The 23,999-nt window shown below is 37.7% G+C and carries 22 protein-coding genes; 19 read left to right on the forward strand and 3 right to left on the reverse strand.

The window, feature by feature from the left end:
* Window positions 1–46: 46 nt before the first annotated feature.
* The 15 genes from nrfD to GD597_RS13355 all read left to right on the forward strand — a co-directional run bounded on the left by nrfD (window position 47) and on the right by GD597_RS13355 (window position 15,954).
* Window positions 47–1,486: an NrfD/PsrC family molybdoenzyme membrane anchor subunit gene (gene nrfD, locus GD597_RS13285; RefSeq protein WP_171608363.1), complete on the forward strand. Its 1,440-nt coding sequence runs from the start codon at window positions 47–49 to the stop codon at window positions 1,484–1,486.
* Window positions 1,487–1,662: 176 nt separating this feature from the next.
* Window positions 1,663–2,253 carry a DUF3341 domain-containing protein gene (locus GD597_RS13290; protein ID WP_171608364.1) on the forward strand — a complete coding sequence of 197 codons (591 nt, stop codon included), beginning with the start codon at window positions 1,663–1,665 and terminating at the stop codon, window positions 2,251–2,253.
* Between the two features lie 19 nt (window positions 2,254–2,272).
* Window positions 2,273–2,935 (forward strand): c-type cytochrome, encoded by a 663-nt coding sequence (locus tag GD597_RS13295; protein WP_171608365.1) that lies wholly within the window; start codon window positions 2,273–2,275, stop codon window positions 2,933–2,935.
* 30 nt (window positions 2,936–2,965) lie between these two features.
* Window positions 2,966–4,195 carry a quinol:cytochrome C oxidoreductase gene (locus tag GD597_RS13300; protein WP_171608366.1) on the forward strand — a complete coding sequence of 410 codons (1,230 nt, stop codon included), beginning with the start codon at window positions 2,966–2,968 and terminating at the stop codon, window positions 4,193–4,195.
* 53 nt (window positions 4,196–4,248) lie between these two features.
* Complete coding sequence (locus GD597_RS13305) at window positions 4,249–5,361, forward strand: cytochrome c oxidase subunit II (RefSeq protein ID WP_171608367.1); 1,113 nt, start codon at window positions 4,249–4,251, stop codon at window positions 5,359–5,361.
* A 57-nt stretch (window positions 5,362–5,418) separates the two neighbouring features.
* On the forward strand, window positions 5,419–7,239 hold the full coding sequence (locus GD597_RS13310; RefSeq protein ID WP_171608368.1) for a cytochrome c oxidase subunit I: 1,821 nt from the start codon (window positions 5,419–5,421) through the stop codon (window positions 7,237–7,239).
* Window positions 7,240–7,342: 103 nt separating this feature from the next.
* Complete coding sequence (cyoE, locus tag GD597_RS13315) at window positions 7,343–8,284, forward strand: heme o synthase (protein ID WP_171608369.1); 942 nt, start codon at window positions 7,343–7,345, stop codon at window positions 8,282–8,284.
* 234 nt (window positions 8,285–8,518) lie between these two features.
* Window positions 8,519–9,097: a cytochrome c oxidase subunit 3 gene (locus tag GD597_RS13320; RefSeq protein ID WP_171608370.1), complete on the forward strand. Its 579-nt coding sequence runs from the start codon at window positions 8,519–8,521 to the stop codon at window positions 9,095–9,097.
* Window positions 9,098–9,262: 165 nt separating this feature from the next.
* Entirely contained in the window at window positions 9,263–9,943 is a 681-nt protein-coding gene (locus GD597_RS13325; RefSeq protein ID WP_171608371.1) for a cytochrome c oxidase subunit 3, read from the forward strand.
* A gap of 20 nt (window positions 9,944–9,963) precedes the next feature.
* A complete protein-coding gene (locus tag GD597_RS13330) occupies window positions 9,964–10,413 on the forward strand; it encodes a cytochrome C oxidase subunit IV family protein (protein ID WP_171608372.1) in 450 nt (149 codons plus the stop codon).
* 91 nt (window positions 10,414–10,504) lie between these two features.
* Window positions 10,505–11,326 carry an SCO family protein gene (locus GD597_RS13335; protein WP_171608373.1) on the forward strand — a complete coding sequence of 274 codons (822 nt, stop codon included), beginning with the start codon at window positions 10,505–10,507 and terminating at the stop codon, window positions 11,324–11,326.
* 2 nt (window positions 11,327–11,328) lie between these two features.
* Window positions 11,329–11,913, forward strand: coding sequence for a DUF420 domain-containing protein (locus tag GD597_RS13340; RefSeq protein ID WP_171608374.1), 585 nt, complete (start codon window positions 11,329–11,331; stop codon window positions 11,911–11,913).
* Window positions 11,914–12,153: 240 nt separating this feature from the next.
* Window positions 12,154–13,797 (forward strand): carbamoyl-phosphate synthase large subunit, encoded by a 1,644-nt coding sequence (carB, locus tag GD597_RS13345; protein ID WP_171608375.1) that lies wholly within the window; start codon window positions 12,154–12,156, stop codon window positions 13,795–13,797.
* A gap of 255 nt (window positions 13,798–14,052) precedes the next feature.
* Window positions 14,053–15,096, forward strand: coding sequence for an aminoglycoside phosphotransferase/kinase family protein (locus tag GD597_RS13350; protein WP_171608376.1), 1,044 nt, complete (start codon window positions 14,053–14,055; stop codon window positions 15,094–15,096).
* Window positions 15,097–15,108: 12 nt separating this feature from the next.
* Window positions 15,109–15,954, forward strand: a complete 846-nt coding sequence (locus GD597_RS13355) for an HAD-IIA family hydrolase (protein WP_171608377.1) — start codon at window positions 15,109–15,111, stop codon at window positions 15,952–15,954.
* An 88-nt stretch (window positions 15,955–16,042) separates the two neighbouring features.
* Here GD597_RS13355 and gldA read toward each other — a convergent pair whose 3' ends face one another.
* A complete protein-coding gene (gene gldA / locus GD597_RS13360; protein WP_171608378.1) occupies window positions 16,043–16,951 on the reverse strand; it encodes a gliding motility-associated ABC transporter ATP-binding subunit GldA in 909 nt (302 codons plus the stop codon).
* Between the two features lie 132 nt (window positions 16,952–17,083).
* Here gldA and GD597_RS13365 point away from each other — a divergent pair, with 132 nt between their 5' ends.
* Complete coding sequence (locus GD597_RS13365) at window positions 17,084–18,082, forward strand: NAD(P)H-dependent glycerol-3-phosphate dehydrogenase (RefSeq protein WP_171608379.1); 999 nt, start codon at window positions 17,084–17,086, stop codon at window positions 18,080–18,082.
* A 196-nt stretch (window positions 18,083–18,278) separates the two neighbouring features.
* On the opposite strand, the gene hemW is transcribed toward GD597_RS13365, so the two are convergent.
* The gene (gene hemW, locus GD597_RS13370; protein WP_317170310.1) at window positions 18,279–19,460 is read right to left on the reverse strand and encodes a radical SAM family heme chaperone HemW; all 1,182 of its coding nucleotides are present in this window, start codon (window positions 19,458–19,460) and stop codon (window positions 18,279–18,281) included.
* A 99-nt stretch (window positions 19,461–19,559) separates the two neighbouring features.
* On the opposite strand from hemW, the gene GD597_RS13375 reads away from it, so the two are divergent.
* The 3 genes from GD597_RS13375 to GD597_RS13385 all read left to right on the forward strand — a co-directional run bounded on the left by GD597_RS13375 (window position 19,560) and on the right by GD597_RS13385 (window position 23,457).
* Window positions 19,560–21,347, forward strand: coding sequence for a BamA/TamA family outer membrane protein (locus GD597_RS13375; RefSeq protein WP_171608380.1), 1,788 nt, complete (start codon window positions 19,560–19,562; stop codon window positions 21,345–21,347).
* A gap of 325 nt (window positions 21,348–21,672) precedes the next feature.
* Window positions 21,673–22,650: a DUF4271 domain-containing protein gene (locus GD597_RS13380; protein ID WP_171608381.1), complete on the forward strand. Its 978-nt coding sequence runs from the start codon at window positions 21,673–21,675 to the stop codon at window positions 22,648–22,650.
* Between the two features lie 15 nt (window positions 22,651–22,665).
* A complete protein-coding gene (locus tag GD597_RS13385; protein WP_171608382.1) occupies window positions 22,666–23,457 on the forward strand; it encodes a uroporphyrinogen-III synthase in 792 nt (263 codons plus the stop codon).
* Between the two features lie 81 nt (window positions 23,458–23,538).
* Here GD597_RS13385 and GD597_RS13390 read toward each other — a convergent pair whose 3' ends face one another.
* Window positions 23,539–23,967, reverse strand: a complete 429-nt coding sequence (locus GD597_RS13390) for a CBS domain-containing protein (RefSeq protein WP_171608383.1) — start codon at window positions 23,965–23,967, stop codon at window positions 23,539–23,541.
* Window positions 23,968–23,999 lie beyond the last annotated feature (32 nt).

Below are 23,999 nucleotides of genomic sequence, written 5' to 3' on the forward strand. Positions count from 1 at the left end.
TAATTTCTTTTATAGTACAAAGGACAGAATAAAATAACCAGATCAAATGCATCTTAAGTACGAATCACAATTACGAGAACCGCTGGTGTATGGTGAGAAAGATTTTCACCAGGTAACAGAAGACATTTGCAGGCCTATTGAAGCCAAGCCAAGTAAGCTTTGGTATGTTGGTTTCTTTATCGCTGTTGCTTTACTCATGTTTGGGTTCTATAGTATTTACAGCGAGGTAACTTATGGGGTGGGTCAGTGGAACCTGAATAAAACTGTAGGTTGGGGTTGGGATATTACCAACTTCGTTTGGTGGGTTGGTATTGGTCACGCAGGTACCTTGATTTCTGCCATTCTTTTACTATTTCGTCAAGGTTGGAGAACTGGTGTAAACCGCGCAGCAGAAGCCATGACTATTTTTGCGGTAATGTGCGCAGGACAGTTCCCAATATGGCATATGGGACGTGTTTGGATGGCTTTCTTTGTAATGCCTTATCCCAATACCCGTGGGCCGTTGTGGGCAAACTTTAATTCACCGCTTTTGTGGGACGTGTTTGCAATTTCTACCTACTTTACCGTATCACTTTTATTCTGGTATAGTGGTTTAATCCCCGATTTTGCTACAATCCGTGATAGAGCCAAAACCAAATTGCGTAAAAAATTATATGGAATTGCTGCTTTTGGCTGGACAGGAAGCACAAAGCATTGGCAAAGGCATGAATCATTATCATTGGTATTAGCTGGGTTAAGTACTCCTCTGGTACTTTCAGTACATACCATTGTATCTTTTGACTTTGCTACTTCGGTAATTCCTGGCTGGCATACAACGATTTTCCCGCCTTACTTTGTGGCTGGTGCGGTATTCTCTGGTTTTGCAATGGTGCAAACACTGATGTTGATTTTACGCAAAGTGTATGGTTTGGAAGATTATATTACACTTGGCCATATTGAAGCAATGAATAAAGTAATTGTACTTACAGGTTCAATTGTTGGTGTTGCCTATCTTACCGAGTTGTTTATGGGTTGGTATAGCCAAAACAAATATGAAGGATATACTTTCTGGTATAGCCGTGCAAATCTGTTTAGTCCTTACGGATGGAGTTATTGGGGAATGATGGCATGTAACGTATTAAGTCCGCAAATTTTCTGGTTTAAGAAAATGCGGCGCAACTTATTTGTTACCTTCTTTATGAGCATCATTGTAAATATTGGTATGTGGTTCGAGCGTTTCGTAATTATTGTTACCTCCTTGTACCGTGATTACTTACCAAGTAGCTGGAGTATATATTATAGTCCAACCATTTTTGAAATAGGATTTTATCTGGGTACATTTGGGCTATTCTTCACTTGTTTCTTCTTATTCTCAAAATATTTTCCGGTTATTGCCATTGCAGAAATTAAACATGTATTGCAAACAACTGGCGAAAGCTATAAAGAAAAAGTGGGAGGCATTGAAGCAATGCAGGGCGAAGAGTTTGCCCATGATTATGCTCATTAATAATGTAGGTTTAAGATAGTGTGGAAGCACCATTTTTTACCTGGCAGTGAATATAAATTTGGCTTTACTTGCGTCGCACACTTCAGGTTTCTGTTTATAATTTAGCTTGAGTAGCAGCAAATAATGGCTATGTATTTTTTAAAAAATTAAATTTCTCCTCATAGGAGGCAACAGGTATGGCAAAAAAGAAATTTGTTGTTGGCTGTTTTAAAGAGGAAGCAGTATTGTTTCCTGCTGTAAAAAAAGTGCGTACAGCAGGGTATAAAATTCATGATGTATATACTCCATATCCTGTTCATGGATTAGATCACGCACTTGGTTTAAGAGAAACGAGTCTGCATACTGCAGGTTTTATATATGGTATTACGGGTACTACTACAGCATTAAGTTGTATAAGCTGGATTTTAACCAGCGACTGGCCATTGAATTTTGGTGGTAAGCCCCATTTTGCTTTGCCGGCATGGATACCAATTATATTTGAGTTTACTGTATTATTGGCGGCTGTTGGCATGGTACTTACCTTTTGTTATTTGTGCCAGTTAGCTCCATTTCTTAAAAAGCATCATTTTCATTTAAGAGCTACCGATGATTATATGGTTATGGCAATTGAATGTACTGCTAAAACAAATGTGGCCGATTTAAAGGCTTTTTTAGAAAATGCAGGCGCATTTGAGGTAAATGAGCAGGAAGCCGAGACCCAATGGTGGTTAGGTACTTATGATAAGGATCAGCAACTAATTCGTGATACAACAATTGAAATAGCATAAAGAACAGAATAGTATAGCAATGAAAAAAATATCAGTTATAATACTCATGGTCAATGTTATAGCTATCTCAGGCTGTAGCGACGTTAAAAGAGAACCAGGCTCTATTTATATGCCCGATATGGCTTATAGTCGTGCATATGAAACTTATTCAGAAAGAGATTCTACTATATTTACGTCGGAAGAAAATCATTCTGATGATAAAATATTTTATAATACTTTGCCCGTTACGGGTACCATTGCCAGGGGTGAAGAATTGCCCTTTCCATTAACTAAGGATGCAGCTGGTGATACTGCTAATTATGCAGCATCAAAACTAATTGCCAATCCACTGCCTCCGCTAACAGCAGAAGAATTGAAAGAATCAGAGCGGTTATATCTTATTAATTGTGGTATATGCCATGGAGCTAAATTAAATGGAAATGGCCCTCTTTACAAAGATGGCAATGGTCCATATGCTGCAAAACCTGCTGCATTGGTTGGAGATGCTAAATATGAAAATATGCCTGATGGTCAAATGTATTATTCCATTTTGTATGGCAAGAATTTAATGGGTAGTTATGCCTCTCAATTAAATCGTGATCAGCGTTGGAAAATTATACATTATATAAAGGCAAAACAGGCGGAAGCAAAAGGTGGAAGTGCACCTGTAGCTGTAGACTCTGCAACAGTAGTAAAAAAATAATTCAATAAACCAGCGATAAAAATAATTACAATGGCTTCAATCAGAGCGCAATTCGAAGTGCCTTCCAAAACTAAAACCTGGTCGCTTGCATTAATCTTTATTGGTGTATTAAGCTTAATTGTTGGGTTTGTAACAAAAGGAATGAGTAGCGATGAGCATACTAAAACAGTTTTTTGGGGAACCTTAATGTATAACAGTATATTTTTTACACTTATTTGTAATGCTAGCATGTTTTTTATATGTGCTACAACGTTGGCAATGGGTGGATGGCAAATTGCTTTTCGTCGAATTCCTGAAGCAATCTCTGTAATGGTGAAAATATTTGGACCAATTACTTTAGCTATATTATTGTACGTTGTTCTTGTAGATCATAATCACGAAATATATCATTGGCTAAGTGAAGAGGCTAAAGTTGATCCAATATTAAAAGGTAAATTAGGATTTTTGAATCCAACCTTTTTTGCTATCTGGACAACACTCACTATTGTACTTTGGATTTTTCTTGGGGCCAGAATGCGTAAATTAAGTGCAGAATGCGATGAAGCTCCTATGGATGCTGAAACTGGCACTAAATTTATCTGGAGAAATACTGTGAGTGCGTCACTATTTATTGTTTGGTTCGCATTAACAGTTGCATCTACTATTCCGTGGTTATGGATGATGAGTATTGATGCACATTGGTATTCAACTATGTATAGTTGGTATACTTTTGCTAGTTCTTTTGTATCTGGAATGGCATTGGTAGCACTATGGGTTATTTTTCTTAAGAATAAGGGTTATTTGGAATATGCCAATGAAGAGCATCTTCATGATATAGGTAAATTCATGTTTGCTTTTTCAGTATTCTGGACTTATTTGTGGTTCTCTCAATATATGTTGATTTGGTATGGTAATATTCCAGAAGAGGTTGTTTATTTTAAGCACAGGGTACAAGGTGCATATAAGGGTATCTTTTTCCTTAATTTGATAATCAATTTTATTTGTCCTTTGTTAATCTTAATGAAGCGTTCGGCCAAAAGAAATTATACAATTGTTACATTCATGGCAGTGTTAATTATTTTTGGACATTGGATTGACTTCTATCAAATGGTTATGGGAAGTTTGTCAAAAGAAGAAGTGACCTTAGGATGGTTTGACTTTGGAATTGCATCCCTGTTTATTGGAATGATTATATTTTTTGTTAGTAAGGAGCTTGCAAAAAAGCCGCTTGTAATGAAATATCATCCTTTTCTCAAAGAAAGTATTATACATCACACATAATTTTAATTGGGTATAGTATTCTTTAATAAACTAAGCTTTAATTTATCTATAATATGTCAACAGTATTAGTTATTGCAGTAGCGGTCCTTGTTTTTCTTGTAATTTTTCAAATAGCTAAAGCAAGTGAGTATGTAGCTATACTAAAAGGAGAAGATAGGTCCAGAAAGGAAAATAATAAAATCAATGGATTTTTCATGATTACCTTCCTCATCGCTGGTTTAATTGGTGTTTACTATTGCAATGAGTTACTTGTTGATAAAACGCTGTTTGCACAGCCTTCTGCAAGTGTTCAGGGTGAAAGGGTAGATGATATGATGAAACTCACTTTAGTTATCACAGGTATTGTGTTTGTGCTAACTCAAATAGCATTATTTGTATTTGCCTATAAATATCAGGAAAACGATAACAGAAAGGTATTTTTCTTTCCACATAACAATACAATGGAAATTATTTGGACTGTAATACCTGCAATTGCATTAACTGTCCTGGTGGTAATTGGGTTGCGTAATTGGTTTTTCTTTACTAGTGATGCACCTAAAGAATCTGCAGTTGTTGAAGTTACCGGAAAGCAATTTGGATGGATTTTCAGATACGCCGGTGAAGATGGTGTTTTTGGAAAAAAATATTATCGAATGATTGATCCTGCTAATAACTCTTTGGGATTAAATTGGAGAGACAGTGCGGACATTAATATAAAGGATGATCCTGCAGCCCATGATGATATTGTTCAGGATCAAACGATGTATGTGGTGAAAGAAAAGCCTGTTAAATTAATTATTAACTCAAGAGATGTTATACATGATGTTGGTTTATCTGCCTTCCGTTTAAAAATGGATGCAGTACCTGGTACACCAACTACTCTTTGGTTTACTCCAAAATATACAACAAAGGAGATGCGTGAAATAACAGGTAATCCAAATTATCAATACGAGATTAGTTGTGATCAAATGTGTGGAAATGGGCACTATTCAATGAAAGGTATTATTGAGGTGGTTACACAAGCTGAATACGATGAGTGGCAGGCAAAACAAAAACCAGCCTATTATGCAGCATTTCCAGATAAAGATCCATCAAATCAACAACAAGCTGTTCCTGTGGCGGTAGATTCAGCTAAAAAAGTTACTGCATTATCTTCAGCTAAATCTATATCTACTGCTTCCAATTAACCATTTTAAACTATTAGAAGATTTTTCTTGTTATAAAATAATTCAAAGTATTAATATATGAGTAACGAAGCCATTTTGCATTCTAGTGTAGTAGCTCACGATCACCATGATTCACACGACGATACTCATCATGAGCATCATCATCATGAAACTTTCATCACTAAGTATGTATTTAGTCAGGATCATAAAATGATTGCTAAGCAGTTTCTCATTACGGGTATGTTTTGGGCAGTATTGGGTGGTTTTATGTCTGTATTGTTTAGGCTTCAATTAGGTTATCCAGACAGCACATTTCCGTGGCTTGAGGACATTATAGGTAAATGGGGGAAAGGTGGTCATATTTCTGCAGAAGCCTATTATGCTTTGGTTACTACCCATGGTACTGTATTGGTGTTCTTTGTATTAACTGCAGGTTTAAGTGGTACTTTTGCCAATTTGCTTATTCCTCTTCAGGTTGGTGCAAGAGATATGGCATCACCTTTTATGAATATGTTGAGCTACTGGTTTTTCTTTTTGGCTGGCTTGGTTATGTTGTCTTCTATTTTTGTTGAAACTGGTCCCTTTAGTGGAGGTTGGACAGCGTATCCACCATTAAGTGCTTTAGGTAGTGCTTCACCGGGCTCCAAAACTGGTATGGATCTTTGGATTATAGCCATGGCTTTGTTTGTTGTATCCTCTCTTTTAGGTGGATTAAACTATATAGCAACTATTCTTAATATGCGTACGAAAGGTATGAGTATGACGCGCTTACCTTTAACCATATGGGCACTGTTTTTTACTGCTGTATTAGGCGTATTATCCTTTCCGGTTTTGTTATCAGGATTTATTCTACTAATTTTTGATAGAAATTTTGGAACAAGTTTCTATTTGTCAGACATATTTGTAAGCAGTGTAGGGGCTTTACCAAATGAAGGTGGCAGTGCAATTTTATTCCAACACTTATTTTGGTTCCTGGGTCACCCTGAAGTGTATATTATTCTGTTGCCAGCGATGGGTATGGTGTCCGAGATTTTATCTACTAATGCAAGGAAACCAATTTTTGGGTATATGGCAATGGTTGGTTCTATGTTCGCCATTGCAATTTTAGCATTCCTTGTTTGGGCTCACCACATGTTTGTTACAGGATTGAACCCATTCCTTGGTTCTATATTTGTTCTTTTAACACTTTTAATTGCTGTACCCTCTGCCATTAAAGTATTCAACTGGATTACTACATTGTGGCGTGGTAATATAAGGTTTACACCTGCTATGTTATTTGCAATTGGTTTTGTTAGTTTGTTTATCTCTGGTGGGTTAACCGGTATTTGGTTAGGTAACTCTGCTATTGACATTCATCTCCATGATACTTACTTCGTAATTGCGCATTTCCATATTGTAATGGGTGTTGCAAGTATGTTTGGTATGTTTGCCGGTATTTATCACTGGTTCCCTAAAATGTATGGTCGTTATTTAAATAATAATCTTGGCTATATTCACTTTTGGCTAACAATGATTGGTGCTTACCTCATATTCTGGCCAATGCACTATCAGGGTTTTGCTGGTATGCCAAGAAGATATTACGACTTCAGCGTTTGGGAAAGTTTCAAGCAGTTTGCTGATTTGAATCGCTTCATTAGTACGGTGGCTACCATTGTATTCTTTGTACAGATTATGTTTTTATTCAACTTCTTCTACTCTATTTTTAAAGGAAGAAAAGTTACCTCAACAAACCCATGGAGCTCAAATACTTTAGAGTGGACAACGCCTATTAATCCTGGTCATGGTAACTGGGTAGGTGAAATTCCAGAAGTACACAGGTGGGCATATGATTACGGTAAGGATGGAAAGGATTTTATCCCTCAAACTACACCTGTTGGTGACGATGAAAGCGTTCACTAACCAAGAATATTGCTGATCAAAAATGCCCTGATGTTCATATCGGGGCATTTTAAATTAAAATCTTATTGTAAAATGCACAACCTGCATTTATGCAATCATTATAATGAATAATAATAATAATCAATCTGCTTCCTTCAGGATTGTAGCCAAATTAAAAGACTACCTGCAGCTTATTAAGATAACATTGAGTTTTACGGTTGTATTCTCTTGCGTAATCTGTTATTTATTGGCCCCTAATATCATTGATTACGACCTTAAAATGATTGTTATACTTTTTTTGGCTGGACTATTAGTTACTGGCAGTGCCAATGCAATTAATCAGGCAACAGAAAGAGACACCGACATAAAAATGCGTCGCACCAGTAAAAGGCCGGTTGCAGAAGGCAGAATGTCACATCAGGAAGCCTATACTTTTGCATTAATTGCTGGAGCAATAGGTACAATATTAATGTACTATTATTTTAATTTTTCAGCTGCATTCATATCCTTACTCAGTTTATTTATTTATGCTTACGTTTATACACCATTAAAAAAGGTTAGCGCAATATCTGTTTTAGTTGGTGGTTTGCCTGGTGCATTGCCTTGCTTAATAGGTTGGGTGGCAGCTACAAATGAAATCAGCCCCTTTGCAATAGTCAATGGAACTACAATGACAAATGCCGGCGGCTGGATACTTTTTGGGTTACAGTTTTTATGGCAGTTCCCACATTTTTGGGCTATTGCCTGGGTAGCTCATAATGACTATACCAAAGCTGGGTTTAAATTATTACCCGGAGGTGGTGAGCCTACAAAAATTACCGCGCTCCAATCAATTGCATATGCGGTAGTAATGATTCCTGTCGGAGTTCTGCCATACTATTTCGGCATTAGCGGCATTATTAGTTTGTGGATTGTTTTAGTCGCCAATCTTTTTATTGTATTTCAGTGTGTTAGATTATACATTGAAATGGATGTTACAGCTGCCCGCAGAGTTATGTTTAGTAGCTATATTTATTTGCCAATTGTATTGCTGGCCTTGTTAGCAGATAAATATCCACTACATTAATTTAAGTGATAAGTACAAATTTTGTTATCAGCAATTGAAAAAAAATTAAACTTAGTTGTGTCACTCACTTGTACTTTTAAAACAATAAGCATCAACATAAGAGTTTCATGACAAGTTTTATTTTCTTGTCAAATGAAAAATACAAATTATTCGTTTTCTTTTGCATTAAAGAATGCAGGTATATAAGCTGCATTACCAATTTTAAATATTCGATTAAATATAAATATGGTGTATATGACTACTGTGAGTAATAACCAAAGAAATAGAATTCATCCCCATAAATTTACTATGTGGGTTGCAATGGGTAGTATTGTAATGATGTTTGCAGGTCTAACAAGTGCATATATTGTAAGAAGTAATCAAGGTAACTGGTTAGAATTTAATTTACCAGTAGTTTTCTGGTATTCTACTTTGGTAATTTTATGCAGTAGTTTGTTTATACATTTATCGGTAAAAGCATTTAAAGCAAGAGAAATGCAAAGGTATCGCCTGTTAATAACTATAACAATGGCTCTTGGCCTGCTCTTTTCTGTATTGCAGTTTGTAGGCTTTTCCGATCTTAAAACCCATGGCGTACAATTATTAGGTGTTGGAAGTAATCCCGCTGCTTCGTTTTTAGCCATCATTTGCGGACTTCATATTTTACACGTATTGGGTGGGGTAGTAGTACTAATGATTATTTTTCTTAGGGCATATAGTAATAAATCCAAAAACTATAATCCGGTACCAGTAGAAATAGTGGCTACTTATTGGCATTTTGTGGATATACTTTGGATATATTTATTTATATTTTTTAGTATCATTCATACATAGGCAATATCTGGAAATCATCAATATGTTTCCCCAAATAACAAACATTCACTAAAATCAGCTAGCTTAAAATAAAAAAACTTTCAGTACTACTGAAAAAAGTTGTTTTTTTATATGCTCGTTTAACGGGCAGCCAATAAATTTGCAAACGAAATTAGAATTACCAACATGGCTACAACAACTGCAACAGCGCCAGTTAAATACTGGAGTGGGGGAAAAAGTCCTTTTAACGTAGAATACGGAAAATTAATGATGTGGTATTTCCTTATGAGTGATGCATTCACTTTTGGGGCTTTCCTTATCGCTTACGGGACAACTAGGTTTGCTACTAATGGTTGGCCTGACCCAAATAAAGTTTTCAAGTCTTATCCTTTTGCCTCAGAAAGCGCCAATGCGCCGTTGGTGTTTGTAAGTATAATGACATTCATTCTTATCATTAGCTCTGTTACCATGGTACTTGCGGTACATGCAGGGCATAAAATGGATAAAAAGGGAGTAGTAAAAAATCTTATTCTTACCATTATAGGTGGTTTAGCCTTCTTAGGTTGTCAGGCCTGGGAATGGACTCACCTACATCATGAAGGTGCCTGGTGGGGTCAAAATCCTTTCCCTAATGCAGATGGAACTGTGGCTACTACCAATTTTACCAATTTCTTTTTTACGATAACAGGTTTCCATGGTTTCCACGTTTTTTCAGGGGTTGTAATTAATGTCGTTATGCTTATTATGACTTTAAATGATAAATTTGAAAAGCGTGGACATTACCTTATGATTGAAAAGGCCGGTTTGTATTGGCACTTTGTAGATTTGGTTTGGGTATTTGTATTCACCTGTTTTTATCTTATTTAATCTTAAACTTATTAATAGTAATGGAACATAATTCAGCCGCAATTGCAGAACATGGACATTCAGATGATGGTGCCGTTAAAGAAATTTGGAAGGTTACGCTAATACTTAGTGTATTAACAATAATAGAATTGGTCTTAGGTTTTTGGATGATGGGTATGCCTGATGGTGCACTCAGGTATTCAATTAAAGGCTCTATCGTTATACTAATGTTAGCAAAAGCATTTTATATAGTTGGTTATTTCATGCACTTAAAACATGAAGTGAGAAACCTTATTATGACAATTGTAGTGCCTCTATTGTTATTTATATGGTTTATTGTTGCTTTTTTATATGAAGGAAATTCGTATAAAAATTTAAAAAACACCTACAATAGCTATTATAAAGAAAGAACCAGCCAGCAACAAGAAACAAAGGAAGAAACTAAAGAGGAAAAAGGCGAAGAACCAAAAAAATCTGATGCTGCGGAATAACCTTGTTTGAGTTTTAGTTATATATAACCAAAAAGCTTATAATATCTAAACCATCGCAGTAAGCGATGGTTTTTTATTAGCAAATATTTTTATGAATAAAAAAGCAATGGTAGCAATTTTGATAGCAGTGTTTATCCCACTGGTTTGCTATCTTATTTTAAAGTCATCCAGTGAGGAAGCAGTTTTAATTCCATCTCATTATCTCCCCGATTCAATCGTAACCTCGGTAAAAGATGGTAAACAAACTCAGGATACTGTATGGCATAAAGTAGCTGATATCAAACTGGTGAATCAACTGGGCGATTCTGTTAACCTCTACGATATTAAAGGCAAAGCCATTGTAATAGATTTCTTCTTTACCAGTTGCCTATACATTTGTCCAAAGCTCACAGCCAATATGGCTAAAATGCAGCAATCATTTATCCGTGGCGGCGATCCCATAAAAAAAATTGATACATCCATCGTTCAATTTGTTTCTCTTTCTATCGATCCTGAAAGGGATTCTGTTCCACGCTTAAAAGAGTATGCTGATAAGTTTGGCGTAAACAATGATAACTGGTGGATGCTAACAGGATCAAAAGACAGTATTTATAATTTTATTTTTCAGGAATTAAAAGTTGACAAATATGATCCCTCTGTACCTATCGACCCAACTTTCGCACATACTCAGCGTTTTGTATTGTTAGACCGTGATTATAATGTTCGTGGTTATTACAAAGGATTAGATACACTTTCTTTATCACAACTTTCCAGGGATATTGGTGTTTTAATGCTAGAGAAAGATAGTCTTAACCCCGAGCCTTTGCCTTTCGATCCGGGTCAATTGGCTATTTTCTTTGCAATTACTTTTGTAATTGTAATTACGGTTACTAGTATATTATCACGCAACAAAAAAAGAGAAGAAAAAAGATAACTATGTTACAGGCAACTTTAACCAAAAACGATACTAAAGCAAAACAACTCATCTGGATTTTTTCTGTTGTGGTTTTTCTGGCTGTAGTTTTATTAAGCAACTTTAAGCTCAATATTTCTTTACCATTCAACGTGCACATTTTTGCGCAAATCAATGCATTCATCAATGCAACTATAGCCATTTTATTGGTTATTGCTTTAGTAGCAGTAAAAAATAAGAATTTTCAGTTGCATAAAAAGCTCATGATGGCGGCTTTGATTTTTTCCGTCCTCTTTTTGGTTTCCTATATAGCCCATCACCTGCTTGCCGGCGAAGCTAAATTTGGCGATATCAATCACGATGGACTCCTTTCACCCGAAGAAATTTTACAGGTCGGCTCATTAAGAACAGTATACCTCATTATATTACTAACCCATATTTTTCTCGCTGCAGTTATTTTACCTTTTATACTTTTTACAGCATACCGCGCATTAATTGCAGAATATCCCGCTCACAAAAAACTGGCACGCTATACCTGGCCATTATGGTTCTATGTAGCTGTAACCGGCCCCATTATTTATTTAATGATTAGCCCTTATTACCGCTAAAAGCAAAATGCGTTTTTTAATACCGGCAACAAATCCATAAAGCAGCTGCTGTTGCGTCGCAATCCTTTCAGGGTTCCTCTTTCATGGCGGCAAAAAAAGGTTTGAGCTATTGTAATTATCGAACAAAGCTTCATCCGGCAATTTGCAATGTTTACCTCAATTGGGTTGTGGCTGCAGTGTTTTGGTATTGGCCCTTTACCATAACTGCAAAGGCCTTACATTTGCGCAATTTATCTAGATATGCCAAAAGACAATTCCATACAATCGGTACTTATAGTGGGCTCAGGCCCCATCGTAATTGGTCAGGCCTGCGAGTTTGATTACTCCGGTTCACAGGCAGCCCGCAGCCTGCGTGAAGAAGGTATTAAAGTTATCCTCATCAATAGCAACCCCGCCACCATCATGACAGACCCCATGATGGCCGATAAAGTATACTTATTACCCCTTACATTCGAAAGTCTGGAACAAATACTGGAAGAAAACCAGATAGATGCCGTGCTGCCTACCATGGGTGGACAAACAGCACTTAACCTTTGTAAAGAAGCCGATGAACTGGGTTTATGGGCCAAACACAATGTGCGTATGATTGGGGTGGATGTGGCAGCCATAGACCTGGCCGAAGACCGTGGGCAGTTCCGCGACCTGATGTTGCGTATTGGTGTGGCAGTAGCCCCCAGTAGGGTAGCCAACAGCTTTTTAGAAGGCAAGGAATTTGCCCAGCAAATAGGATTTCCATTGGTAATACGCCCTTCTTTTACACTGGGTGGTTCCGGTGGCGGCTTTGTACATAGTAAAGATGAACTGGATGATGCTTTAAAGAATGGCCTGCAAGCCTCGCCCATGCACGAAGTACTGGTAGAGAAAGCTGTACTTGGCTGGAAGGAATATGAACTGGAGCTACTGCGCGACAAGAATGATAATGTAGTAATTATTTGTACAGTAGAAAACCTGGACCCCATGGGCGTGCATACCGGCGACAGTATTACCGTAGCTCCTGCCATGACGCTGAGTGATACCGCTTTTCAGGGAATGCGTAACCAGGCCATACTGATGATGCGCTCACTGGGCAATTTTGCCGGTGGTTGTAATGTACAGTTTGCCTTAAACCCCGAAACAGAAGAACTGATAGCAGTAGAAATCAATCCAAGGGTAAGCCGTTCCTCGGCACTGGCCAGTAAAGCTACCGGTTACCCCATTGCCAAAATAGCGGCCAAGCTGGCCATAGGCTATGCACTGGATGAGCTAAAGAACCAGATTACCCAAACCACATCGGCTTATTTTGAGCCGGCACTGGATTATGTGATAGTAAAAGTACCCCGCTGGAACTTTGATAAGTTCAAAGGGGCCAATGATACATTGGGTTTACAGATGAAGAGTGTGGGCGAAGTAATGGCTATAGGCAGAAGTTTTACCGAAGCAATACAAAAAGCCTGTCAGAGTTTGGAGAATGAGGCAGTGGGATTGGGATATTATGGTAAAAGCCTGATGAAGAGTGAGGAACTGATACAGTATATTAAAATACCTAAATGGGACCGCATCTTCCGCATAAAGGATGCACTGATGCAGGGCATATCGGTAAAAACAATTGTACAGGCTACGGGCATAGACAGGTGGTTTATTTACCAGATACAGGAAATATGCAGGATAGAGAAAGAGATTGCAGGCCATTCACTGGAAACCATCTCTGCAGCCCTGATGAAGGAAGCGAAGCAGAACGGTTTTAGCGATGAGCAGATGGCGCGGATATTGCACAATAACTGCACAGCCGAACAGGTATATGAAACCCGTAAAGCCATGGGTATTACCCGTGTGTACAAAATGGTAGATACCTGCAGTGCAGAGTTTGAAGCAAAAACGCCTTACTTCTACAGCACATTTGAATAAAGAACAAAAACAAATGGCCAGCCTGGTGTGAAATTATGCACCCAACTGCTGCAACAACCTGCAGCCGCCATACTTGTTGCAGATGAACGTATTGCGACGCAAGAAAAGCTGCATTATGTTACTGTTGCCGGACAAATAATAAGGATACTTACCTTAATTTTATAAGATTGCAAAAAGGCAATTGAAAACCGTATTGCCGTTGAAAGTATTAACCATTGCTTTTTAATTGTCGTTTGAAAACACTCAACTCATTCTATGGCATTTATAGATTTTACTTCGATTGTTAAAGAAGCCTGGCAGGCCTATGATAATACCAGGGAAATTGTTAGGATTGTTGATATTAGTGCCAAAGTATCTACCAACTATGTATTTAAAATAACTTTTAGCGATAGAAATTTTATCATCGCAAAACTGTCGTATTTTGGTAAATACGAACATTTTGTTGAAGATCATACCATCATAAATTCTCTGTCAAACAACCTGCCTGCGCCATTTGAAAATCTGTTAGCCCGGTCTTTAATGAAAGGGAACAGCCTTTTTGTATACCGGTTTCAAAATGAAATATTAGATGCCTGGGTTGTATTTTACAGGCCTATTACCATAAAAAAACGCTTACCCCGAAGATTAAATGATGAGGAAATAGTTAAATTAGGGGAACAGGTGGCTTTATTGCACAAATCATGTCATAGCATACGAAATACATTGCCCGCTTCTTCTAAAACTTTGAAGGTAGATGTGGATCATTTATTGCGCATACTTGAAACAGATTATGGCAAATATGAACACAGAATGCATTTGGAGGATATTAGAAAGCAAAGTGATTTGTTTATTGAAAATATGCAATTGCTTAAGGCTGATGAGTTTGATAAAATACCCGTTTTTATTGATTGGAATATTGGTAATTTCTCAGTAACCTCATCGTTTAAATTATTTTCCAGGTGGGATTACGACTGGTTTAGAATGGGCTCCAGAATGCTGGATTTTTATTTTTTAAGTAGGGTAGTTTCTGATATTGGCGATAAAACTGTTTTCAGCTATAATGTAGGCCCCTTAATGGAGGAACGCTTCCTGCGTTTCTTAAAAGCCTATCATGATATTTATCCGTTAACAGAGCCGGAAGTTAGATTTTTAAAGGAGGCCTACCGTTTCTTTATTTTGAATTATGTGATAAAAGATGGTCGCCACTTTTTTCACGAGATTTTTGCTACCAAGCTACAAAAAGAAGCCTATTACAAATACCTGCCTTCGATAGATAAAGAATTTAATGCAGATATTATTTTAAAAGCCCTCAACTTATAAAGCCGATTCATAATGATGCAGCCATCTTTTTTACAAATCGCTTCCACGTTTAAAGCAGTTTTTCTTGACTCTTATGGGGTAATAAAAAATTATAATGGTTTAATTGAGGGTGTTCCGCAAGCCATAGAATCATTAAGAGAAAAAGGCATTGCCATTCGTATACTCACCAACGATGCCTCACGTAGCCAGGAACAACAGGCCGAAGGCTTTTACAAGCTTGGGTTAAAAAGTATACAGTACCACGAAATCATCACATCGGGTATGATGGCCAAGCAATACCTGCAACACAAAATATTGCACGGCAAAATTGGTTATCTCGGTACTGAGAATTCTGCCCAGTATATTTTACAATCAGGCCTGGAACATATTGCGGTAAAAGACATCAACCTGGATGATATTAATGATATTACCGCCTTTGTATTTCTTGATGATGAAGGCTTTGATTGGAACTACGATATAAGCAAAACTGTAAACCTGTTAAGGCGTAAAAATATACCTGTAATTGTGGCCAATTCCGATAAGTTGTACCCTGTTTCTAAAAACGATGTAGCCGTTGCAACGGGTGGTATAGCCAAGCTGGTAGAAAATATGCTAACCAAAAAATTTATCCATTTTGGCAAGCCCGATTCGCAAATGTTTATGTATGCATTCGACGAGCTAAATCAGTTTGGTACATTTAACAAAAACGAGATTTTAATGGTGGGCGATACCCTGCATACCGATGTACTTGGGGGTAATAAATTTGGCGTAAAAACAATGCTGGTGCTCAGCGGTAATACAAGGGCCGACCATGCAGATGCCCAAATTGATGCATCAGGAATTATTCCAGATTTTATATGTTCCTCAATTGGTATTTAAATGATTGGCCCAGCCACTAAATACTATTGGGCAACACTTGCGTCGCACACTTGTACTGCAACAACAAATGCAGCTTTATACAGCCACATTAAACTGTTTTGGTAAGCGATCTAAAAACTTCTTCAAGGTTATTACCCTCCGTTTGCAGCGATACAATATTGTAATTACCGTCAATAGTAAGTTGCATTAATTGCTTGCGTAATGCATCGGGGTTATCGGTACTTATTTTCCAGCCATAAGCATTTTCCTGAATCACTTTTTTGGCTGCATGCAGCTGTTGTAGCTTATTCGCATCCAATGCTTCTTTAAATACAATCTTTACAAAATTGCCTTTGGTATTATGCTGCAAATTGGCCAGTGTATCATCTGCCACCAATACTCCCTTATTTATTATAATTACCCTGTTGCAAATTGCTTCTACTTCTTGTAAAATATGCGAAGAAAAAAGTACCGTTTTGTTTTGTCCCTGTTGCTTAATTACATTTCTAATTTCAATAATCTGGTTAGGGTCTAATCCACTTGTGGGTTCATCCAATATCAATACTTCAGGTTCATGCACCAGTGCTGCAGCTAATCCAACCCTTTGTTTATAGCCTTTAGAGAGCTGGCCTATTTTTTTACCTTGTTCAATACCTAATCCGGTAAGTTCAATTACATTTTTTATTTTTTGAGGCACATTATCCAATTGGTGCACACCCGCAGCAAATGACAGGTATTCTTTAATATAAATATCAAAATAAAGCGGATTCGCTTCTGGCAAATAGCCTATTTTTCTTTTAATATCTATGGGTTTGGCGCTTACATCAATACCACAAACCATAGCTATTCCACTATCGGGTTGTAAATAACCCGTAATCATTTTCATGGTAGTACTTTTGCCAGCCCCATTAGGGCCAAGAAAACCAACTATCTCTCCTTTACCAACCGCAAAAGAAATATGATTAACAGCTTTTTGCTGGTCGTATGTTTTAAGCAACTCCTTAACTTCTATTGACATGTTTCAAAGATAATACGAACAACAGTGTTACATGCATCAAACTCTGTTAAGATATTTACGGGGTAATTTTACAATTCCAATTGCAATTACCCATGCTGCTATTTTGTAAGTTTGCAGATTAAATGTATGGTTATGCAGTTTGGAATTATAGGAAGTGGTAGTTGGGCAACCGCAATTGCAAAAATATTAACCGATAACCAGCACCCCATTAACTGGTGGATAAGAAATACAGACACCATTGCTGCTATCAACAAAAGAAAACACAATCCCCATTACCTTAGCAGTGCTTATTTTGATACCAGTCTGCTGCATATGAGCAATCAAATTGCCGATGTGGTTCAACAATCAGATATCATTATCATAGCTGTACCCAGTGCCTATATACAGGAAACTTTCGCACCATTAAATGCAACTGCATTTGCAGGTAAAAAAATAGTATCTGCCATTAAAGGCCTGGTACCATCAACCAATCAACTTGTAAATGAATTCCTGCTGCAAAACTTTAACGTTCAACTATCCGATTATTTTGCAATTCTCGGCCCTTGCCATGCCGAAGAAGTGGCCGCTGAAAAACTCTCCTATCTTACATTTGGCGGCCTTGATGAATCCGCTGCCGCAGATATTGCCCTGCATTTTAAAACCGACTATATTAACACTGTAGTTAATCAGGATATTATGGGCGTACAATACGCCGCTGTTTTAAAAAACATTTATGCATTAGGCGCAGGAATAGCACACGGACTGGAATATGGCGATAACTTTTTAAGTGTATACATTGCCAATAGCGCCAATGAAATGGTAGGCTTTTTACGTAAAGTAAAGCACGAAGAAAATAATAATACCATCAACTATGCCGCTTCAGTTTATTTGGGCGATTTATTGGTAACCTGCTATTCCCTCTATAGCCGTAACCGTACTTTTGGTAATATGATAGGCAAAGGCTATTCAGTAAAAGCAGCTCAATTAGAACTAAATATGGTAGCCGAAGGTTTTAATGCCAGTCGCTGTGTTTATGAAACCAATCAGCAGGTGCAGGCCAATCTTCCCATTGCAGAAAATATCTATCAAATTTTGTGGAATCATGTATCCGCCGCTACAGGTTTTAAGAAAATAGAAACAGTATTAATTTAAAAAATGGTGTAACTTTAAGTATGCCAATTTCAATAACAATATATGGTTCTTTGGGTGCTTTACTGCTGGCCATTGTAATAGTTGTTAATGGCGTTAAAAAGCTGGTTGCACGAAGACACAGTTAATATTTGCAGCCAGGCAATATGCCATTGTAATAGCTTTACTTGCGTCGCACTCTTGTACTGCAACAAGACTGTCAGCAGAACAAATCTGCAGCAATACCATCTGCAAAAAGCCTTCCATTTCGGGTAAGTATCAGGCTGTTGTTATTTAATACCATCATATCATTTTTCAAATATTTTTCAGCACCGGCTCTTAGCTTGTGCACGGCATTAATATCCCATCTGGCAGCAATTTCGTTCAAAGAAAGTCCTTCCATAGTACGTAACCGAATCATTATATATTCATTCAGTTGCTGTGTATTGGTAAGTGTTTCAACCTCAACGGGCAGTACATTGCCTTCAATACTTTTTAAATAAAGGGCATTATTAGCAATATTCCATTGCCGGCTAATACCATTAAAAGAATGTGCCGATGGCCCTAAGCCCAAATAATGTTTACCCTGCCAATAACTGCTATTGTGCCTGCTGCGGAAACCAGGCTTTGCAAAATTAGAAATTTCGTAATGTTCAAAACCGGCATCATCAGCCCATTGCATTAATTGTGTAAACTGACGGCTTTGTGTTTCGCTGTTAACGTTTTCCATCTTATGCAGGGTAATCATTTTATCCAGTGCGGTTTTAGGTTCAACTGTTAAGGCATAGCAGGATATATGTGGAATATTTAACGACACAGCTGTAGCAACATTTTGTTGCCATTTTTCATCGGTTAAAGTGGGCGTGCCATAGATTAGATCAATAGTAATATTATTAAACCCAGCCTGTTGCGCCAATTGTATACAGGCTTTTGCCTGATCAGCAGTATGTGCCCGGTTCATCCATTGCAGGTCTTCGGCAAAAAAAGATTGTATACCAATACTTAAGCGGTTAATACCCGCATTTTTCCAGTAGGTAAGCTTCTCTGTACTTATATCATCGGGGTTGGCCTCAAGGGTAATTTCTGCATCGGTATTCACCGTAAATTGTTTAAATACCTGTTGTAAAATTTGTTCTAATTCTGCGGGGCTAAGCAAGGATGGGGTACCGCCACCAAAATAAATGGTATCTACCGGCTCCTGAATATACGATTGTTGCAAAGCAGCTTCTGTACAAATTGCACTAACCATTGCTGCTTTTTGCTTAACTGATGTAGAGAAATGAAAATTACAGTAATGGCAGGCTTTTCTGCAAAATGGAATATGAATATAAATACCGGCCATATTGTGGTTAACTTTTGTAAACTTGCCTGTTGTTATACTTTGCTGTTTTGTTGGCTGCATAGCGTTACCGCCGTACAAGAGTGCGACGCAACGAATGCCCTATAGCAGTTAATAACTATGGCTCAATAATTTAATATTAAAAACAGCGTTCACTGTTAAATGGCAAAAATACTTGAATACCGTTGTTACCTGTTATTTATCTGTTGCATAGCTTGTGTACAGGTAACGGCCCAAAAAAAGTATACCCTACATATTACTTCCACGGATAATAAAACCGATCTTTTGCAGGCTTTGCCCTTGCAAACCACATTTACCCAAAAAAATGTTTGCTGGCAATATGCACAGCAATTGCCTGCATTACTTGCAACCAGGGGCTATATTTCAGCGGCTATAGATAGTATTTGGCAAACAGATAGCACTGTTTACCTGCAACTTTTTGTAGGAGAAAAATATGTGTGGAACCAATTTGCAGTAGCTACGGCCGATTGGCCCTTGCTAAACCAGTTGGGTGTTTACCCGCAAACTTTTGCCACCAAACCCTTTAACCAACAAAAACTACAGCAGTTATTTGAACAATTGATACAATATTTTGCTGATAATGGATATCCTTTTGCCACGGTGGGTTTGGATAGTGTAAAACTGGAGCAAGGTAATATTAGCGCCAAACTGCATATAGAAAAAGCAAATGCTTATCTAATTGATACGGTTATAGTAAGTGGTAACATAAAAATATCGGCCAATTTTATTAATCGTTACCTGGGCATTAACAATAAAGATGTGTACCGCCAAAACAAGATAGACGATATTAATCAGCGGCTTGCTACCTTACCTTTTTTGGTACAATACCAGCCCTATCAGATTGAAATGGTAAATACCGGAGCTGTTGTGCGTTTATACCTTAACAGCCGAAGCAGCAACCAAATAAATGCTTTAGTGGGATTTCAACCTGCTAATCAGCAATTGGGTGGTAAATTATTGCTAACAGGAGAGGCCAATATAAACCTGCGTAACCCTTTTGGAAATGCCGAAACACTGGCTATAAACTGGCAGCAATTACTGGCAAAATCGCCCCGGCTAAACCTGTCTTTTCAACGGCCTTATATTGGGCATTCTCCATTGGGTGTTACGGCCGGTTTTGAATTGTATAAACGTGATTCTTTTTTTATTACTGTTCAAGGTAAACTGGGGGCTAATTATGCCATATCGGGTAAAAAACAACTTTCGGTATTTGTGCAGTGGAATAATACCGCGGTGCTTAACATGGATACCAGCTATATAAAAATAACCAAACGCCTTCCCGATATTGCAGACCTTGCTACAACAGGCATTGTATTGCAATACGATTTTAATAATACCAATTACCGGTTTAACCCACGTATGGGTAACGAATTGCAACTAAGTACCGGCTTTGCCAGCAAAAACATACAGCGTAATAGTGCTGTACTGGCTATAAAAGACGAGGCGTTTAATTATAGCAGTTTGTACGATACCGTAAAACAAAAAACCTATGCTGTAAAAAGCAAAATGGTGGCGGCGCATTATTTCCCCTTGGGTAAGCAGGCTACTTTAAAAACGGGAGTGCAGGCAGCGTGGTTACAATCTGCCAATTATTACCAAAACGAAATGTACCAGATAGGTGGTTTTAAAACCTTACGTGGTTTTGATGAGGAAGGAATTTTTACCAACCGCTATGCCATTGGCACTGTAGAATACAGGTATTTGCTGGCACAAAACGGCTATTTCTTTGTGTTTACTGATGGTGGTTATGCAGCCTATAAAAGCAATAGTACCAGCAATAGCCATACCTATATAAGCGCCGGCACCGGCATTTCGCTGGAAACAAAAACAGGCATTTTTACCATTGCCTATGCATTGGGTAAACGAAACGATGTACAGTTAGATGTGCGCCAATCTAAAATTCATATAGGGTTTGTGAGTATTTTTTAGCCAGGCAAAAGAATATGCATTTGGCTTTACTTGCGTCGCACACTTGTGCGGTTGGATTGTGTTGCAGCAATACCTTTCAATATAATTGGCCAGTATTTGTTGCCATGAAAACAGAACGCATAAGAGTGCGACGCAAGCGGTGATGCCACCTGCATCTGCAGCCGGGAACAAAAAAAATGAATAAACAGTACAGTTACAAAATGTACAAGTATTTTTGCGCTTTACTATTATGTTCAAATACCTTTTTACCATAATCTTTTCAGTGTGTTTTGTACCGTTATTTGCTCAAAATACCGATACAGCCCTGCAAAGGATGATTGATAGCATGAAGAACCATGCTGCAGCCAATAAGCCAGCCACCACAATAAAAGATACCAGCCGTAAAGTGGTAAAAGTGCTGCCGGTTAAAAAAGATTCAGGAATTAGTCCGGCCATTATACCAATTGATTCTTTGGCAGCAGGTGATAGCACAATAATAGATAGTTTGAAGGATTCATTGCATGTAGATTCTGCTTTGCTGGCGGCACAGGTTATTATTAAAAAACCACTAAACTGGCAACAGGATACTGCCTTTATGCGGTTACTTAATATTGATTTTATTGGGAACCATATTGTTACCTTAATAAAGGATGGTACTGTAAGAATGGTGGAGCGTAAAGACTTTTTATTTTACTTATTACTGGCCGTGGTGTTGCTTTTGGCTATTATAAGGCAGCTTTTCCCCAAGTATTTGCAAAATGTTTTCCACATTATGTTTCAGGCATCGTTTAGGCAAAAGCAAACCCGCGAACAGCTGATGCAGGAAACTTTGCCCTCGTTACTAATGAATATTTTGTTTGTAATTGTTTGCGGTTTGTTTATTGCCATACTGGCTTATCAGCGGCAATGGCTGCAAGCCGATTTTTGGCAATTATCGCTCTATAGTATTACAGTTCTTGCATTGGCATATATGTTTAAGTACCTGATTATTCAATTTATGGGCTGGGCTTTTCAGGCAAAAGAACCTGCGGCGGTGTATGGGTTTATTGTGTTTATGATAAATAAAGTAATAGGGCTGGCCCTTTTGCCGCTATTGCTGATGGTGGCATTTTCCTCCGGATATATTGTTGATATTACTGTTACGGTAGCTGCTGTAGTGGTTATTTTATTGTTTTTATTCAGATATATTGTTTCGCTTACAGTAATGCGGGGCACGCTACAGGTGCATCCTATACATTTTTTCATTTATCTTTGCGCCGTTGAAATAGTACCTATGCTTATAATTTACAAGGTATTGTTTTCATATGTAGGCAAAAGCATTTAAAACATAGTTTACAGCATGCTAAAGAATGGCGCAAAATCAACGGGCGGTGCTAAGCAAACCAAGAAAATATTGATAACGCAGCCCAAGCCTGAGAGCGAAAAATCACCGTATTTTGAACTGGCGAGAAAGCATGGTGTGGAACTTACATTTCACCCTTTTATTAGGTTAGAGCCTATACCTTCCCGTGAGTTTAGAAGACAAAAAATTGATATTGTATCTTTTACCGGGGTAATATTTACCAGCAGAAATGCCATTGATCATTTTTTTCGTACCTGTGATGAAATGAAGGTGAGCATTAACCAGGATACCAAGTATTTCTGTATTACCGAAGCAGTAGCACTTTATTTACAAAAATTTATTCTTTACCGCAAACGCAAGGTGTTTTACGGTGCCGATGGTACCAATAAAAGCATGTTTGATGTAATTAATAAACATAAGGAAAATGAAAAGCTATTGTATGTATGTAGCGAAAACCAGCAGGATAACGAAATTGTAAACTGGCTAAAAAACAATAAATGTGCTTTTCAGCTTGGGTTTATGTATCGCAGTGTAAGTAATAATGTGCAGGAAGCATTGGAAGGTAAAGACTATCATATGATTTGCTTTTTTACCCCCAGTGGTGTGAGAAGTTTGCTGGAAAACTATCCTGGCTTTTCGCAAAACGGCACTTTAATCGGGGCTTTTGGTAATAATACCATTAAAGCCATAGAAGAAGCTGGGCTAACCCTTTCAATTAAAGCCCCTGCTCCGCAATCACCCAGTATGATTGCAGCGTTAGACCAGTTTTTATCGGCACCTAAAAAATAATTCATTTGTAAATACACAAAAAAACCTGCAGTCTGCAGGTTTTTTTGTGTATTTGGTGTAGCTGTTCTTGTAAAATAAGAATCAGGAATGTATATAAGAATGCAGGTGCGAAATGGTTTCCTGCTGCGTTAGAATGGTTTCTTTAACTACATCATTAATAGAAATGATGCCACTTAATTTGCCATTTGTCATAACAGGTAAATAACGAAGATTTTTAGAGGAAAGTAACTCCATACAATGTTCAATAGTATCTGATTCTGCTACGGCAGGAAATTGGTCAGACATAATTTCGCCAACGGTTGTATCAGTCGAAGATCTGCCATTTAGTACAACTTTTCTGGAATAATCCCTTTCGGTCATAATACCTAAAAATTTGCCTTCTTCGGCCACAACTACGGAACCGATATTTTGATCGGCCATGATATGTAATGCGTCAATTACAGTTGTGGTGGAGGGCACCGTAGTTACTTTACTTCCTTTACGGCGCAATACGTCAGATACTTTTCTCATACTTCAATTTTAAATGGTGGCAATACTGATAG

Origin of the sequence: Limnovirga soli (assembly GCF_013106755.1) — a bacterium.
Classification (GTDB): Bacteria; Bacteroidota; Bacteroidia; order Chitinophagales; family Chitinophagaceae; genus Limnovirga; species Limnovirga soli.